The organism is Paenibacillus sp. IHB B 3415, assembly GCF_000802655.2.
Lineage (GTDB): Bacteria > Bacillota > Bacilli > Paenibacillales > Paenibacillaceae > Paenibacillus_AQ > Paenibacillus_AQ phytohabitans.
Map to the genome: position 1 here is coordinate 1 of NZ_JUEI01000110.1, position 16,947 is coordinate 16,947.

Annotated in this window: 11 protein-coding genes, 1 rRNA gene and 1 pseudogene; 2 read left to right on the forward strand and 11 right to left on the reverse strand. The window is 53.1% G+C overall.

The window, feature by feature from the left end; genetic code table 11:
- Positions 1-14: 14 nt before the first annotated feature.
- A 16S ribosomal RNA gene (locus QW71_RS32735) occupies positions 15-1,570 on the reverse strand.
- 904 nt (positions 1,571-2,474) lie between these two features.
- Here QW71_RS32735 and QW71_RS32740 point away from each other — a divergent pair.
- The gene (locus QW71_RS32740; RefSeq protein WP_039309485.1) at positions 2,475-3,725 is read left to right on the forward strand and encodes an MFS transporter; all 1,251 of its coding nucleotides are present in this window, start codon (positions 2,475-2,477) and stop codon (positions 3,723-3,725) included.
- 10 nt (positions 3,726-3,735) lie between these two features.
- Here the strand turns inward: QW71_RS32740 and QW71_RS32745 are convergent, their stop codons facing one another.
- From QW71_RS32745 to QW71_RS32760, 4 genes are all read right to left on the reverse strand, one after another.
- Positions 3,736-5,577, reverse strand: coding sequence for a transglycosylase domain-containing protein (locus tag QW71_RS32745; protein ID WP_047014111.1), 1,842 nt, complete (start codon positions 5,575-5,577; stop codon positions 3,736-3,738).
- A complete protein-coding gene (locus QW71_RS32750) occupies positions 5,574-6,197 on the reverse strand; it encodes a hypothetical protein (protein WP_039309488.1) in 624 nt (207 codons plus the stop codon). Before QW71_RS32750 ends, QW71_RS32745 begins: the two co-directional genes overlap by 4 nt.
- 104 nt (positions 6,198-6,301) lie before the next feature.
- Positions 6,302-7,408, reverse strand: coding sequence for a cell wall metabolism sensor histidine kinase WalK (locus tag QW71_RS32755; RefSeq protein ID WP_039309492.1), 1,107 nt, complete (start codon positions 7,406-7,408; stop codon positions 6,302-6,304).
- Positions 7,409-7,426: 18 nt separating this feature from the next.
- Complete coding sequence (locus tag QW71_RS32760) at positions 7,427-8,134, reverse strand: response regulator transcription factor (RefSeq protein ID WP_039309494.1); 708 nt, start codon at positions 8,132-8,134, stop codon at positions 7,427-7,429.
- 179 nt (positions 8,135-8,313) lie between these two features.
- On the opposite strand from QW71_RS32760, the gene QW71_RS32765 reads away from it, so the two are divergent.
- Positions 8,314-9,588 carry a molybdopterin-dependent oxidoreductase gene (locus QW71_RS32765; RefSeq protein ID WP_039309496.1) on the forward strand — a complete coding sequence of 425 codons (1,275 nt, stop codon included), beginning with the start codon at positions 8,314-8,316 and terminating at the stop codon, positions 9,586-9,588.
- A gap of 102 nt (positions 9,589-9,690) precedes the next feature.
- On the opposite strand, the gene QW71_RS32770 is transcribed toward QW71_RS32765, so the two are convergent.
- From QW71_RS32770 to QW71_RS32795, 6 genes and pseudogenes are all read right to left on the reverse strand, one after another.
- Positions 9,691-10,632 (reverse strand): hypothetical protein, encoded by a 942-nt coding sequence (locus QW71_RS32770; RefSeq protein ID WP_052770497.1) that lies wholly within the window; start codon positions 10,630-10,632, stop codon positions 9,691-9,693.
- Positions 10,633-10,645: 13 nt separating this feature from the next.
- Positions 10,646-11,896 carry an ABC transporter permease gene (locus QW71_RS32775; RefSeq protein WP_039309497.1) on the reverse strand — a complete coding sequence of 417 codons (1,251 nt, stop codon included), beginning with the start codon at positions 11,894-11,896 and terminating at the stop codon, positions 10,646-10,648.
- Positions 11,893-12,621, reverse strand: a complete 729-nt coding sequence (locus QW71_RS32780) for an ABC transporter ATP-binding protein (RefSeq protein ID WP_039309498.1) — start codon at positions 12,619-12,621, stop codon at positions 11,893-11,895. The genes QW71_RS32775 and QW71_RS32780 overlap by 4 nt, the downstream gene beginning before the upstream one ends.
- Before the next feature lie 2 nt (positions 12,622-12,623).
- Positions 12,624-14,345: an alkaline phosphatase gene (locus QW71_RS32785; protein WP_152679914.1), complete on the reverse strand. Its 1,722-nt coding sequence runs from the start codon at positions 14,343-14,345 to the stop codon at positions 12,624-12,626.
- A 231-nt stretch (positions 14,346-14,576) separates the two neighbouring features.
- On the reverse strand, positions 14,577-16,589 hold the full coding sequence (gene ligA, locus QW71_RS32790; RefSeq protein WP_039309501.1) for an NAD-dependent DNA ligase LigA: 2,013 nt from the start codon (positions 16,587-16,589) through the stop codon (positions 14,577-14,579).
- A 76-nt stretch (positions 16,590-16,665) separates the two neighbouring features.
- A pseudogene (locus QW71_RS32795) lies at positions 16,666-16,947 on the reverse strand (ATP-dependent DNA helicase PcrA); the annotation flags it as partial.

Genomic DNA, 16,947 nt, shown 5'->3' on the forward strand with positions numbered 1-16,947 from the left:
ACGATTCTCCATAGAAAGGAGGTGATCCAGCCGCACCTTCCGATACGGCTACCTTGTTACGACTTCACCCCAATCATCTACCCCACCTTCGGCGGCTGGCTCCCTTGCGGGTTACCCCACCGACTTCGGGTGTTGTAAACTCTCGTGGTGTGACGGGCGGTGTGTACAAGACCCGGGAACGTATTCACCGCGGCATGCTGATCCGCGATTACTAGCAATTCCGACTTCATGCAGGCGAGTTGCAGCCTGCAATCCGAACTGAGACCGGCTTTGCTGGGATTGGCTCCACCTCGCGGTTTCGCTTCCCGTTGTACCGGCCATTGTAGTACGTGTGTAGCCCAGGTCATAAGGGGCATGATGATTTGACGTCATCCCCACCTTCCTCCGGTTTGTCACCGGCAGTCACTCTAGAGTGCCCAGCCTTACCTGCTGGCAACTAAAGTCAAGGGTTGCGCTCGTTGCGGGACTTAACCCAACATCTCACGACACGAGCTGACGACAACCATGCACCACCTGTCTCCGATGCTCCGAAGAGGGGCACTATCTCTAATGCTTTCATCGGGATGTCAAGACCTGGTAAGGTTCTTCGCGTTGCTTCGAATTAAACCACATACTCCACTGCTTGTGCGGGTCCCCGTCAATTCCTTTGAGTTTCAGTCTTGCGACCGTACTCCCCAGGCGGAGTGCTTACTGTGTTAACTTCGGCACCAAGGGTATCGAAACCCCTAACACCTAGCACTCATCGTTTACGGCGTGGACTACCAGGGTATCTAATCCTGTTTGCTCCCCACGCTTTCGCGCCTCAGCGTCAGTTACAGCCCAGAAAGTCGCCTTCGCCACTGGTGTTCCTCCACATATCTACGCATTTCACCGCTACACGTGGAATTCCACTTTCCTCTTCTGTACTCAAGTCACCCAGTTTCCAGTGCGACCCCAGGTTGAGCCCAAGGTTTAAACACCAGACTTAAATGACCGCCTGCGCGCGCTTTACGCCCAATAATTCCGGACAACGCTTGCCCCCTACGTATTACCGCGGCTGCTGGCACGTAGTTAGCCGGGGCTTTCTTCTCAGGTACCGTCACTCCGGTAGCAGTTACTCTACCGGACGTTCTTCCCTGGCAACAGAGCTTTACGATCCGAAAACCTTCATCACTCACGCGGCATTGCTCCGTCAGGCTTTCGCCCATTGCGGAAGATTCCCTACTGCTGCCTCCCGTAGGAGTCTGGGCCGTGTCTCAGTCCCAGTGTGGCCGTTCACCCTCTCAGGTCGGCTACGCATCGTCGCCTTGGTGAGCCGTTACCCCACCAACTAGCTAATGCGCCGCAGGCCCATCCCCAAGTGGCAGATTGCTCCGCCTTTCATTCTCTCTTCAGGAGAGGAAAGAAATTATCCGGTATTAGCTACCGTTTCCGGTAGTTATCCCAGTCTTGAGGGCAGGTTGCCTACGTGTTACTCACCCGTCCGCCGCTAAGTTATTCCAGAGCAAGCTCCTTCATAACTCCGCTCGACTTGCATGTATTAGGCATGCCGCCAGCGTTCGTCCTGAGCCAGGATCAAACTCTCCAAATTGTATTTAGAAAGAGCGATTGCTCATTTTGAAACATCTGACGAGAATTTACATTCTCTATTTTGGAAGTCACTTTCGTGATTTCCCACTCACTCGTTGTTCAGTTTTCAAAGATCAAGCTCGTTGTCAGCGCCGCTTACCGCGTCACCAGCAACTCTTATAATATATCACATCCAGCCGATCAATGCAAGCTCTTTTTTCAACTTCTTTTCGAGCTCGGCGTTGATGTTTCGCGGCCAGAAATAGAATATATCATGGCAGGCCCATCCCCAAGTGGCAGATTGCTCCGCCTTTCATTCTCTCTTCAGGAGAGGAAAGAAATTATCCGGTATTAGCTACCGTTTCCGGTAGTTATCCCAGTCTTGAGGGCAGGTTGCCTACGTGTTACTCACCCGTCCGCCGCTAAGTTATTCCGGAGCAAGCTCCTTCATAACTCCGCTCGACTTGCATGTATTAGGCATGCCGCCAGCGTTCGTCCTGAGCCAGGATCAAACTCTCCAAATTGTATTTAGAAAGAGCGATTGCTCATTTTGAAACTGACGATTCATTAAATGAATCTTGTAAAAATTAACGCGTTCCATTTGTTCAGTTTTCAAAGAACTTGCTCCCGGCATTTCAACATTATGTATCTTGCACAGGAATTAGATCATATCATGTTTCTATATTTCTTGTCAACTTATTTTTTCTCCGCCGCTTGTTTCAGCGTCGATGTCTCATAAGCACAAGAGATAATATATCATGCCGCCCAGATGTTTGCAAGCCTTTTTTATAAATAAAACCAGGAACGCATAAATACGCTCTATACCGCACAAATTGATTCCCATAATACATCGCTTATGGCTACAATAGGATTTATCTTCATCTTATAGATGCTCTTGCTAATTCCCGTCTCTGAAAGGAGTCCTAATGTCCAACAAGTCTATACCCGCTGCTCCTGCCACCGCTATTGAGGAATCCCGCAATTTGCAGCAGGCAACCATTTACCGGATTTTACTCGCAGTCAGTTTTGTTCATCTGTTCAATGATTCCATCCAGGCGCTTATTCCGGCGATGTTTCCTGTACTGAAGGATAACATGCTGCTCTCTTATGCCCAGATTGGCTGGATTGCGTTCGCGCTTAACCTCACCTCCTCGGTGATTCAGCCCATTATCGGCTTTGCCGCTGACCGCAAACCCCGCCCAATTCTGCTTCCTCTGGGGATGTGCTGCACTTTTGCCGGCGTCTTCTTACTCGCTTTTGCCGGGAACTACGTACTTGTCATCGTATCCGTGATGCTCGTAGGCTTTGGTTCAGCCGCCTTTCATCCGGAAGGCATGCGTGTAGCCCATATGGCCGCCGGTCAACGGAAGGGGCTGTCGCAGTCTATTTTCCAGGTGGGCGGCAACGCCGGTCAGTCCTTGGGTCCGCTTCTGATGAAATGGGTATTCATCCCCTTCGGGCAGATGGGGGCTCTCGGGTTCACCGTAATCGCCGCTGCCGGGATCGCCGTCCAGACTTATGTGGCCCGCTGGTACCGGGAAATGCTTGATTCCGGGTATACTTTTCGCAAAAAATCAGTGTCCCGCTCCATTGACCCCGCCCGCAGCAAACGTATTCTGATTACAACGGTCATTCTGGTCTTCATTGTGTTCGTGCGATCCTGGTACGGCGCCTCCATCGGCGGCTATTATGCCTTCTACTTAATGGACAAATACGGAATGACACTTGATGATGCTCAGATCTATATTTTCATGTACCTCGCGGCTGGTGCAGTCGGGACGTTCTTCGGGGGTCCGCTCGCCGACCGTTTCGGCCGCCGTAATCTCATCCTGGTCTCGATGATCGGGACGGTGCCGTTTGCGCTGGCTCTGCCTTTTGTGAATCAGTTCTGGGCGGCAGTGCTGCTGATCATCTCCGGGTTCATCCTATTATCCAGTTTCTCCGTAACTGTGATCTACGCGCAGATGCTGTATCCCGGCAATATCGGTACGGTCTCAGGTCTGATTACCGGACTTGCCTTCGGTCTTGGCGGTATAGGATCTGTCGTAATCGGACATTTAATTGATACGATCGGAATTGCGACGGTGTTCGTAGCATGCGGATTTCTCCCCCTGCTAGGTCTGCTTGCGCTGTTGCTGCCCGGTGACAGGAAGCTTGAGGAATGGGCGGCAGAGTAAGCAAATCTATTCAAAGCTTTGAGAGAACCCTGGAGAATAAAGCAGCCGCCAGCCCGCTTCCGGCAGTCATATAGTTGTCAGGGTCGGAGCGGTCAAAGCCCATCCATACCGCCGCTGTCCATCTAGAGGTATAACCGACGAACCATAAATCCCGGTTGGCCTTGCCGGGGACTCCCGGCAGATCCAGCTGCGTGGTTCCTGTCTTGCCGGCCACTGTAACGTTCATACGCGCCCGTCTGCCCGTTCCTTCACTCACCGCCTGACGGAGCATCCCGGTCATATCCGCTGCGGTGCGCGCCGAAATGACCTGCTGCGGCGCAGAGACATGCGCGTACACCTCCCGGTCCTGCGCATCCCTGATGCTGCGCACCAGATATGCCTTGTTAAGAATGCCTCCGTTCGCAAAGACGGTGTAAGCCTGGGCCATCGTAAGCGGAGAGACGCCGCTGTGCAGACCTCCAAGGGCAATAGCCAGATGATTGTCCTCTGCCGCGAGTTTCACCCCCAGCCTGGCGGCAAAGCTGCGGGCATAGCTGACCCCCACCTGCTGCAGCAACCATACCGCAGGGGCATTAATGGACTGCTGTAGGGCTACCCTCATGCTCACCTGCCCACGATATACTCCGTTCAGATTGGCGGGACTGTAGCTGCCATAGGCTGTTTTGACGTCAGGCAGGAGACTGTCCGGCGTATATTTGCCGCTCTCCAGCGCCGGCCCATAATCTATAATGGGTTTGAGTGCGGAGCCTGGCTGCCGGGAAGGGATTATAGCTCTGTTCAAACTACCTGTACGAGGGTTCCGCCCGCCCGACAGCGCTGCCACTTCACCGGTCCGCTGGTCGATGATGACCATTGCTGCTTCGGCTCTCTGGTCTTTTCCATCGGGAGGGAACACATCCTCCTGAGAGAATGCGCGTTCCATGGCCAGCTGCGCCCCGATATTCATTCCCGTCACGAGAGTATACCCGCCTGTGCGCAGCGCCTTTTGGGATAACCCTGTCTGCCGCGTCGCTTCCTGAAGTGCCGCATCCATATAGGACGCCCCGACAATCTCAGTCTTAGCCTTAACTGGAGGCTGATAGGTGCTCTTCATTGCCGCCGTCATCTGATCCTTTGTAATCAGCTTGTGCTGCTGCATAATCCGCAGGACAAGATTCCGTCTGCTTGCTGACCGTTCAATGTTGTCTGCCGGATTGTAAATGGACGGGCCTTTAGGAATAGCTGCCAGAGTCGCGATCTGCCCAATCTCCAGTTGCTTCAGATCAGATATGCCAAAATAACGCTCCGCTGCAGACTTTACCCCATATTGCCCTTGCCCCATATAAATTTGGTTGAGATACAGCTGCAGAATCTCATCCTTCGATAACCGCCTCTCCAGCGCCAGCGCTATCGAGGCCTCATTCAGCTTGCGCAGCAGATTCTGCCCCCGGTTCAGATACAATCCCCGTGCTAACTGCTGGGTGATGCTGCTTCCGCCTTCGGATACCCCCATCCGTACCGTATTGTTCACCAATGCGCGGGCTATTCCCTGGTAGTCCAGACCCTCATGGCTGTAAAAGCGGCGGTCCTCGACAGCAATAAAAGTATCTATGAGCAGCTGCGGCATCTCTCCAAGTCCGGCATTAGTTCGATAGCCTGTTTCAGGCAGCGGTATTCTCCGCAACACAGTTCCGTCAGAGGCAATAATGACGCTCGATTCCGGTAAAATCATTTTCTCCGGATAACGGTCCAGTATCAGCCCCCCATACTGAATAATATAAATAAGTCCTGCCAGCATCAGCATGACTAGGATGACCGCCAGATCAAAACCGGCATAGCAAATACGCAGCAGTTGTTTCCGTCCTGTTCTCATACCTGCCGTGTCCATCTCTCCAGAGTCTTCTCCAGTCCTTGCGCCTCAAGCCTGGCAATCTCCAGCTGCTGCAGAACCGCACCAGGGATGCTGCAGCCCGCCTCCTCTGACTCCGCTTCAGCCTGTCCCAGCATGCGGATCAGCGTCCGTGTCCGCAAAATAAGCGCCATGGACTCCTGTGGGTCCGGCGCCGGCATTTGTATTGCGGAGGCCGCCGCCGGCCGCAACCCGGCCTGATGAATCCGGCGCAGACTGGCGGCCAGCCGGCCGAATTCCCCGCCGGATTGTACCTCAAGGTCCGCAAGCTCACAGGAGCCGCGGGCCGCCAGCTGTTCTGCGGCGCGCAGCAGCACCGTGGTATCGTTGGCTGCTTTTTGCGAACGGAGCAGGAACAGCCCTGCACATAGAGCGGTGAACATCATGACAGCCGCCGGTCTTGCGCCGATATGATTCATTATCCAATGCGTGAAACGGACAAACAGCGCCGCCGATTCAGGCGTATACCGGGAGTAGAGCATAGCAAACAGCCCCCGCATAGCCAGTAGCAGCCCTGCACTAAGCAGGGCGCTACCGCAGAACATGTAGAGATAAAGTGAGCGTATCGTGTGTATTTTTGACATCAGCCAATTCCTCCTGCCTTCCCGGGTTTCATCCCCATAGCACAAGGATATCGGCTAAATCTTAAGAATTACCGTTGCCACTTCTTAAGAAACGCTGAAGATTGTTAAGTAGACACCGGAAACCGTGTAATAAAATCCGTCCGGGACCTGGTGCTGCGTGCCGTGATCTCCCCATGATGCCGTTCCACAATCCCCTTGGCAATCGCCAGTCCCAATCCCGATCCCCCGGTGATCTGCGATCTGGATCGCTCCGCCCGGTAGAACCGTTCAAAAATATGCGGGAGATCCCCTTCCGCGATCATCTCGCCGAAATTGCTGATCCGCACGACTGCATCGTCTCCTTCACGGCTCAGCCCAATCTCCAGCCGTTTCCCGTCCTTGCCGTACCGGATCGCATTGGCAATCAGATTCTCGTAAGCGCGCACCAGTTCATAAGGAGCCGCTTCAATCCACAGCGATTCGGTATCATCGTACAATTCATAAGTCATGCCTGCACGGGCCAGAGCCGGAACGGATTCTTCCGCAAGCTGGCGCATAAAGGCCTTGAGATCGAGCCGTTCCAGCACAAGCGGCAGTCTGCTGCTGTTAACCCGCGTGTATTCAAACAGGTCGTCAATCAGCTTGCGCAGCACTAATGTTTTCTGATAGGCAATCCCTACGTAGTAGCGTATCTCCGTCTCTTCCCGGCAGCGGTCCTGCTCAATATACTCCAAAAAACCAAGCACTGATGTCAGCGGGGTGCGAAGATCATGCGATACGCCGGTAATCAGCTCATTTTTGGACTCAACGGCCTTGCGTTCTTCCAGCAGCGAACGCTGCAGCCGCTCAGACATAATGTTAATGTTCTCCGCAAGCACCCCCAGCTCGTCCGCCGTACGAACCTCGATCCGGTGCGATTCATCGAGTTTCGTGATCTGCTGGATACCTCTGGTGATCTCTTCGAGGTAGGAGACGATTTTACGCGTGTAGATGAAGAAGAAGATCAGGAAGCTGGCGATCCCGACAGCAGTCATCAGCGGTGCCGAACCGATATGGTTGATAATCCATTTCAGAATACGAGAGTACGGTGCGGAGGGCTCCGCCGGATTCAGATAGATCATGGAATTGACCAGCTGATAGCCAGCCAAAAGCAGCAATGCCCCCGACATAATACTCAGCACAAAGGCCCAGATAAACTTCCAGCGGATGGTACTGATATATTTGGTATTCACTACGTTTCACCTCAGCTTTCAGGACGGATGATCCAGTTTGTAGCCAATGCCCCACACGGTCTGCACATAACGGGGCTGCTTAGCGTCCAGTTCGATTTTGTCACGGATATTGCGGACATGCACCATCACGGTGTTGCCGCCATCCAGAAAAGGCTCATTCCACACCTTCAGGTAAATCTGCTCCATACTGAGCACCTGTCCCTGATGCCGCGCCAGCAGTTCCAGGATAGAAAACTCGCGTGGCGTCAGCTTTACCTTGCAGTTGTCCACGCTCACCTCATGCCGAAGCGTATCTATCAGCAAATCTTCAAAGACCAGTTCATGCTCATTCGTTCTGGCAGGAGCGTCCCGATTCAATTTATGATAACGGCGCAGCTGCGATTTGACCCGCGCCACAAGCTCCAGCGGATTAAACGGCTTACCTACATAATCGTCGGCACCGATGCTGAGTCCAAGAATTTTGTCCATATCGGCATTCTTGGCGGAGAGCATAATAATCGGCATGTTCCGTTCCTCACGAATCTTCATGCAGGCGGCAATCCCGTCCATGCGGGGCATCATCACATCGAGTATAATGAGATCCACCTCCTCTTTACCAAGGCATTCCAGCGCCTCCATTCCGTCAAAAGCCTTAAGCAGCCGGTATCCCTCATTACTAAGATAGATATCCAGCAGCTCCACAATCTCCACTTCATCATCCACCAGCAGTATCGTTTCTTGGTTCACGGGCACTTGATCCTTTCCAGAGCTCTTTCCATTAGTCTATAAGAAAAAGATCAGGGGGGGCAACCACTCTGTCTAACTTGGCCTGGGGAAACATTATTCAGCAGCGTTTTTTTGCGGTACAATTAGTTTAAACTTGAATTAATTATCGTTAGGCTGAAGGCTCCTAAGGAGGTAGGCACATGAAGAACATACTTACAAAAGTCCGCAAAGGCTACGGCAAAAAGCTTGTATCTATTCACATGTGGAATGCTTGGCTGGTCCTGTTTCTGGCGCTCAGCGGCCTGATGCTGGTGGGCGGTTTCTGGAGGGAGATGCTGGGCGAAGGCAGAGTGTGGCTGAAATGGGGCCATATTGTGTTGGGACTGGCGCTGCTGATCCCTGTCGTCTATTATTTGCTGCTGGCTGCGAAGCATTGGAAGCGATTGAAGGGCAAAACGGGACAAAAGGCTAATGTCATCTTCGTGCTCACTCTTCTGACCGGCTGGCTGGTCTCCGGAGTTGTACTGTGGCAATTCAGACTTGCCGGGCCCAGAGCGGCTAATAGTGCGCTATTCATTCATGATCTGCTGACTTGGGTAGGACTCCCGGTGATCATCTACCATTCCGTTACCCGGGTTAAATGGCTGAAGGAGCCTAAGAAGCGCTCTATCGTAGCGGAGACGTTACCTGTAGAGAGCAATGCTGACCCTACTGCACGGCCACGACCCGCAGCTTCGTCAGAAGCTCAGCCTATGTACACACGCCGAGGTTTCATCAAAGTGGCTGTAGGAGCAGGTCTCGCCGTAACGCTCGGCCCAACCTTTGTACGCTGGATCGGCAAATCCCTGCAGCTTCCGGGTACAGCCGATTATGCGGCCTCTAATGCCAATGCCCTGATTCCCGATCCGGTTCCGCTGGCGAATTCAGCCCCTCCCATCGGCGGGGGAGCCGAAGGCAGCTTTCGTGTATACACTGTCACTGACATTCCCGCTTTCGATAACTCCAACTGGTCTTTTACTATCGATGGTCTGGTGGACAAAAAGTTCACCTGGAACTGGGAAGAATTCGTCAAGCTGCAGCGCGAGGTGCAGGTCAGTGATTTTCACTGTGTAACCGGCTGGTCCGTCTATAAAAACACATGGGAGGGTCTTCCACTCTATAAGCTGCTGGATATGGCCGGTGTGCAGGATGAAGCTGTCACGGTCAAACTCTACTCGGGAGACGGTGTCTACACGGACTCACTAACGCTGGCTCAAGCGCGGATGGAGGATATCATGGTGGCTGTAATGCATGACGGCAAACCTATCCCTAATCAGCTCGGCGGGCCTGTACGCCTGGTTACTCCGCAGATGTACGCCTACAAGTCAGTTAAATGGCTCAACCGCATCGAATTGATCGCAGGTGATCATGTCGGCTATTGGGAACAGCGCGGGTATGACATGGATGCCTGGCTGCCTAATGCCAAACGGGTATAACTGCTGCTGGCGCCTCCACATAATGCGGGTTTGAACCGCAGCTGTGGTCATCAAGTAACAAGCCTCCATTCCCATCAGGGTACGGAGGCTTGTTTTCATGTACTATAAGCTTTTGAAAGAAGCATCATATAGACGGAACATGGTTTTGTAGCCTGACTCATCAATCTTGATTCCTACATCCAGACGACCCGATATTTCCAGCGGACCGGAGGTATGACGGAGCTTGCTGCCTTCAGGAACAAAGACGATCATAATCTTGTTCCAGTAGGTCTCATCACCATTATCAAACGGGCACTCTGCACCCGGTTCTGGAATAAGGAGAAACCAGTTCTTTTCAAAAGAAAGGACTTCGCCCATAAAGCCCTTGATCGTTACGTGGCTGCCGCTTAGATCCCAGAACTTCTCTGAGGGCCGGGTCTGATCGTCACCGTCAAAGAAACCGCTCCAGTCAATATCTGTCTTCCCTGCAGGGGCTGCTGCCGCTGTATTCACCGTATTGGCAGGCTGTGCCGGGCTGGACGCCGGGACAGCGCCGGCTTTAGCGGCTGCTGGCTCAGCACTAGGATTCCCCGCGTCCTTTGCCTTTGCCGGTTGCCCGGGTGACGGCTGCGGCTTTGTGCTCTCCACAGGAGAGGGAGATGCAGAACTTGTGACAGCACCTGCAGTCTTCTTGGGAGACTCCTGAGCCACGGCAGATTCAATTGCCGAAGTTGCAGAAGGCATAGATGAAGGTTGGGACGTGACACCCGCTTGAGCCTCTGCTACCTCAGATCCGGAGTCTGCATTTGTTGATTGCACTACCGGAGCATCCTTCACGGCAGGGGAGGGTGAGGCCGGGGCCCGGGGAAATTGAGAAGCTGGTTGCGGGACAGCCGCCGCTTGTGCTTCCGTTGCTGGCTCATCCGTTCTGTCTGAAGCCTCAACTGCCGCAGCAAAGGATTGTCCGCTGCCCTCCGCTGCGTTGTTCTGTCCGCATGCCGGAAACAGCAGCAGACTTATGACGGATGTCAATATCAGAATCAGCCTTCCCTGTACTCGTATCAAGTGTGTATCCCTCCTAAGATTTGAACAAAGCGAGCGGATGCATCCGGTACATCCGGAATGCCGGCCCCAGCGAGGACAGCAGACCAATGGCAATGGCGCCAAGGACGATATACCAATGTTCCGGCGTCCAATGGAAAGATTCTATTTGAATACCTGCCTGCGAGAATAGCATATCCTTCAGCAGGTAGGCACCGAGATGACCCAGCAACAGACCGGTGATCAGTCCGGTTACCGTCACGAGCAGGCCTTCAGTTGTTAAGGTCAGCCATACATAAACCCTTGATTTTCCGAGAAGTCGTAAAATTCCCACATCCTTGGTCCGCTCTGAAGCAGCTGCAATCATGGATAATAAAATGGCAATGCCGGCAAGCAGCACGCAAATAGCCGTCAATACACCGAGCAGCCGGGAGCCCTGATCTACCGCATTCAACACATCGGAGACCGTCTTGCTTGTATAAACCGCCTGAACCCCATTACTGCCGTCAAGCGCCTGCTTCAGGTCATGAGCTCCAAGCAAGCTGGACGGTTTGACCAGCACAGCAGTAATCTCCCTGTCTTCAGCCCCAAGTTCATGCACCGCCCAGGCGTAGTCAACAGTCGTAAACACCGCACGGTCATCCGGGGTGTGGAGTTCAGGGAGAATGCCTGCTACGGTATAGCGGAAGCTGTCGTGAGCGTGTTCTTCATCCGCCGAATGCCCGGCCGGTTCCTCAGCCCCATGTTCCTCCTCATGCTCCGTTTCTGCCCCCGCGTGACTCTCGTCCTGCACAAGTCCATGCGCACCCGAAAAGGTATCTCCCACTTTTAGTCCCAGAGACCGGGCAACATAAGAACCTACAATGGTGTCACCGGTATAGGCATACATTGCACCCTCCTCCAGTCTGGTGTCTCCATAACGGGTAAAGAAGTAACCCGGATCCAGCCCGACAATCGGGTAACCCTTAAAGTTATCTCCCGTTGTCATCGCAAAGGCTACATCGACAGACGGATCCTGCTTCGCTTGATCCAGAACAGCAAGCGGAATGTTCCCCGTCGGCGCACCAATATGATAAAAAGTATTGAGCACCAGCTGAGTCCCGCTGCCTGCCGCTCCTATAACAAGGTCGAATGGTCCATAGCCTTTCTTCGCCCCCTGCTCCACGCTCTCGCGGGATAGTATCAGCAGAACGATAAAACCAACGGTGATGGCCACTGCACATACAGTAAGCAAGGACAGGAACCGCCGGTGCAGCACGTTGCGGAGGGTCAGTCTAAACAGACTCATAACGTCACCTTTTCCCGTTTACCGAGAGGGCCCTGCTGCTTAGGCAGTGCATCCCGGTGCACTTTATTAATCTCCTGAATGTTCAGACAGCGCGGGAAGCGGTCCGCCATATTGAGATCATGTGTTACAACGATTAGAGTATGGCCGTGAGTCATACTAAGGTCCAGCAAAAGCGAGGAAATCTCATCTGCAGTCTCCCAATCCAAGCTGCCCGTAGGCTCATCAGCCAACAGCAGCGGCGGCTGGTTCACTAATGCCCTTACAATCGCAACCCGCTGTTGTTGTCCGCGCGACAGCTGGGAAGGAAGATGCTTGCTGCGGTCCGCCAGGCCCACCTGTTCCAGCAAGCTGTCAACAATCTGCTTTCTCTCCTTATGCGGAAGCCGCGAGGTCATAGCAATCTCAACATTCTGCCTGGCTGTCAGCGAAGGAAGCAGATGAAAGTCCTGCAATACATAGCCGATAGCAGAAGCACGGAAAGCATCACGCTTCGACTCTGTCATATTGTGAAGCGGCTGGCCGTCCACAACAATCCCGCCGCTGTCCGCACTCATAATTCCGCTGATTAAATGCAGGAACGTGCTTTTACCGGACCCGCTGGGTCCGGTAATGGCTACGTGTTCTCCTTTTTCAACATACCACTGGGGGATATCGAGAATCGGCACAAATCTTCCGTCCACTTTGAACTGTTTTTTCAAATCCCGAATTTGGAGCAATAAGGCCACTCCTATCTCAATATAATACGTTCAGACAAAGCATCCCAAGTTAAGGTTGTGCCCTTCAGCTGGTTGAATGCACTAAGCGGCAGGTACAATACGTCATTATCAATATCTACTGTGTACGATGCTGCCTTGCCGTTCAGCTTGGCTGTCTTATCCGTCAGGTTAACATCAATCGTATTCTTCGCAAAAGTCAGCTTAGCAGCGGCTGTATCCCCTTTATAAGTTCCTCCAAGTGCTTTGGCCAAAGCCTCTGCCGGGTAGAGCACCTCATTGTCGCGGCTGATCTTAAACTTCGGATACACATATTTGGACTGCAGTTCTGCTGAACGCTTATTCAAATCAAGCCCCAGTATACCTGCTCCTGCTGTTGCGATCTGCGTGTTGTCTACCTGACCTTTCACTTTGTCCGCAATTGGACCATAAGCCCAGACCCCAACATCCACGGCCGAGTGTCCGTGACCAGACCAGCCTACCAGCAGACGCTTGGAAATCACCGCATTATACGCACCTTCACGTTTGTAAGAGGAACCGTCGCCATTCATGATCTGGGTAACTTCCTCTTCGGAAAGATCGGTAATCCATGTATTCGCCGTTACAATACTGCGGATCTCTTCGGGTGTCTGCGCTGCTTCAAGATCTGCTGCCAGGCTTTCGGAGGAATGTTTCTGCTTATTCCACAGATCAATGTTGATTTCGTAAATATTGTCGCGTGATAGGGATAAACCGCCTGTTTCATGGTCTGCCGTAACTACCACGGAAGTATTGCCGTTTTTCTTCGCAAACTCAATGGCTGTCTTGAATGCAGCATCAAAGTCGAGCGCTTCCTGAACAAGCGTCGGCAGGTCGTTGGCATGGCCGGCATGGTCGATACGCCCGCCTTCAATCATCATGACAAATCCGTCTTTATCCGTAGACAAAATATTCAGCGCTTTAGAGGTCATCGCCGCCAGACTCGGAATTTCCGCAGTCCGGTCCGGGACATAGGCAACATGCGAGCTGCCGAACAGGCCCAGAACCTTGGTATTTTTGGAAGTGAGCGCATTTAGGGCTGAAGTATTCTCAACCACAGTGTATCCCTTCGCCTGGAAATCAGGCAGGAGGTTCTTGTCTGTACGCTTCCCCTTCTCATCCTTAGTTACAAAAAACTGCTTGCCCCCACCCATGAGAACATCCACACCGCTCTCCAGATACTGCGAAGCAATTGCTGACTCATTATCGCGGTTGCGTACATGGGAGGCGTAAACGGCTGGTGTAGCATGAGTAACCCGTGCGGTGGTCACAAGGCCGGTGGCTTTGCCGCTGCTCTCAGCTGCTTCTATTATAGAAGCAAACGGTTTAGATACGTCCTCGTTGGAGACGCTGATGCCTGCATTGTAAGTTTTATGGCCTGTAGCAAATGCAGTACCGGCTGAAGCCGAGTCTGTGACGATCCCGGACACGATTTTCCCGCCGTCCTCACCGCGGTCTGCATATGTAGTTGCTTGTCCAACGTAGTAAGGATCGAGGTTCAGATGATTGACGCTCTTAGTGTATTGTTGAAAATATCTGGCCGCAGAAATTTGGGCCGGACCCATGCCGTCGCCAATCAGAACGATAAGATTTTTGGACTGGGCTTTTGCAGCTCCCGCTGTACCCGTTGCACTCTGCGCTGCTCCTGCGAGCGTCGCCCCCGAAACTACTGCTGCAGCCAATCCTCCAAAGACAATGCCCTTCATTAGCTTCTTCATCATATACCCCTTCCTCATTATGGTGATTCTTACCCAAGCATACCTTGGAAAGGTTATCCAATTGTCAAAATAACTACGGAATTATATTAAATTATCAGTTACTCATATATTGCTATAACGTTTATCCGGAATTCTTTCACACAGAAAAAAAAAGCCCTGCAACCTTCGCTGCAAAGCGAATGATTACAGGACTCTATGGATTTAACTGGTTATTTTTGAATGTCTACTTACCTACATCTCCAAAAGCCGGATCAGTTCATCTTCATCCTCAATGACCTGAATGCCGAGTTGCTGTGCTTTGGCCAGCTTACTGCCTGCCTTCTCGCCGGCAATGACCAGATCAGTTTTCTTGGAGACACTGCCGGACACCTTAGCCCCGAGAGCCTCCAGACGCTCGGCCGCTTCCTCGCGGGTCATTTTCTGCAGAGAACCGGTCAGGACGACTGTTTTGCCGCTAAAGTAGGTGTTGGTACTGACTACACGCGGAGCTTCGGGCGCCTTAGCCTCTACACCCAGCGCCAGCATGCGGTTAATGCTTACCACCACAAACGGGTCGGCAAAATAATTCACGATGCTCTCAGCCACAATCCCGCCGATATCCGGCAGACCGGCCAGCTCCTCCGCCGTAGCGGACATTACAGCGTCCAGACTGCGGTAGTGGTCAGCCAGCATTCTGGTGGTTGCTTTTCCGGTGTTTGGGATACCGAGGGCATATAAGAAGGAGGCGAGATCCCGCCCTTTGCTCTCTTCCAATGCTTGGAGCAGATTATCCGCCTTCTTCTCCCCGAAACGGTCCAGCTTCACCAGCTGCTCGAAGGTCAATTCATATAGATCGGCCGGCTCACGTACACTAAGCTCTTCATGCAGCTGAGCAGCCGTCTTCTCACTGAATGTCTCAATATCCATGGCATCTCTAGACGCAAAATGCGTAATCCGGCTGACAATCTGCGGCTTGCAGTCCAGCTTGTTATTACAGAACAGATGTGCACCGCGCATCTCCAGCGGGAAGCCGCAGGCCGGACAATTCTCAGGGAAAATAATCTCCCCGCCGTCACTCTCTTCCGTCACCTTGCCCAGAATCTCCGGGATCACATCATTGGAGCGGCGGATGAACACCCGTGTGCCCAGCGCAAACTTCAGATTCTTCCGTTCAATGTCGCCTACATTGTTAAGTGTGCAATTCTGCACAGTAACGCCAGCCAGCTCCACAGCCTCTACCCGTGCCAGCGGCGTCACTTTGCCGGTACGGCCTACGTTCCAGCTGACCGATTCCAGAATCGTTGTGGTTTCTTCCGCCTCGAATTTATAGGCAACCGCCCAGCGGGGAAACTTATCCGTATAGCCCAGCGCTTCACGAATCCGGAAATCTGTCACCTTGATGACTGCCCCGTCAATCAGATAATCCAGGCCGGAACGGCTCTCTTCGATCTCAGCCAGCTGCTCGGTAACGTCATCGAAATTACTGAAGTAATTGAGATACGGGTTGACCTTGAACCGGTTGCTGCGCAGGAAATCCATCATTTCCTGGTGATCGGCAAACTGCACGCCCTCCGAGTACCCCACATTATAAAAGAAGGCATTCAGTCTGCGGTCTGCAGTCATCTTAGGATTCAGGTTGCGCAGTGCGCCGGCTGCACCGTTGCGTGCATTCTTCAGCGGCTCCGCCGCACGTGTATTATAGTCAGCCAGTACAGACAGGTTCATGATCCCCTCGCCCTGCACTTCGATCAGGCCTTCCTTGAACGGGATGTTCAAAGGAACGGATTTGATCGTCTTCACCTGAGCAAGAATACCTTCGCCTGTTACGCCGTTGCCCCGTGTTGCCGCCTGGATAAGTACGCCGTCACGGTAGGTCAGGTTCAGCGTTAAGCCGTCAAACTTCAGCTCCACCGCATAACACGGGTCAGGCAGAGGATTCTCCGGATTCTTGGTATTGTAGTCATTCACCAGCTTCAGCACACGGGCGTTCCAGGTGCGCAGCTGTTCAATATTCTGCGCCTTGTCGAGACTCCACAATGGTGCCAGATGGCGGTGTGGCGTGAAGCCCTTCAGCAGTTCCCCGCCCACCCGCTGGGTTGGAGAATGCGGCAGTACAATTCCGCTCTCCGCTTCCAGCGCCACCAGCTTGTCGTAGAGCACATCATATTCCTTGTCGCTGATCTGCGGCGCATCCATTGTATAGTAATGATAGTTATATTGATTCAGCTCGGCTACGAGCTCTTCCATCGTGAACATAATATCCATCCGGCACATCCCTCCGTCAAATAGGTTTCCTACGGTTAGCGTGATCCAAAAACACAATCGTTAATCGCAGCTTGCTTTATTCAACTTTGGTGATCGGTGCAAAGCCGGCCAGCAGCCGCTTCACGCCCACCGGCGCCGGGAAGGCAATCTGCAGCTCCGTATCGTTGCCGCTGCCCTTCACGGCCACAACGGTGCCTATACCCCATTTGCCGTGGGAGACCTTGTCGCCCGCCTTGAAGCCGGCGGACGCTGCGGCCCCTGCTCCCGGAGCGCTCTGCGCGCCTCCGGTCGTCACAACGACACGGCCCGCGCCCGGCACCGCGCTCGCCGAGCTGCCGCTGCCGAAGCTGGCGGCCCC

Bases quoted from the DNA above. Each gene is read 5' to 3' on its own strand.
- QW71_RS32750 (WP_039309488.1), bottom strand. From the start codon at position 6,197: ATGTCAAAAATACACACGATACGCTCACTTTATCTCTACATGTTCTGC.
- QW71_RS32745 (WP_047014111.1), bottom strand. From the start codon at position 5,577: ATGAGAACAGGACGGAAACAACTGCTGCGTATTTGCTATGCCGGTTTT.
- ligA (WP_039309501.1), bottom strand. From the start codon at position 16,589: ATGGATATTATGTTCACGATGGAAGAGCTCGTAGCCGAGCTGAATCAA.
- QW71_RS32785 (WP_152679914.1), bottom strand. From the start codon at position 14,345: ATGAAGAAGCTAATGAAGGGCATTGTCTTTGGAGGATTGGCTGCAGCA.
- QW71_RS32765 (WP_039309496.1), top strand. From the start codon at position 8,314: ATGAAGAACATACTTACAAAAGTCCGCAAAGGCTACGGCAAAAAGCTT.
- QW71_RS32740 (WP_039309485.1), top strand. From the start codon at position 2,475: ATGTCCAACAAGTCTATACCCGCTGCTCCTGCCACCGCTATTGAGGAA.
- QW71_RS32775 (WP_039309497.1), bottom strand. From the start codon at position 11,896: ATGAGTCTGTTTAGACTGACCCTCCGCAACGTGCTGCACCGGCGGTTC.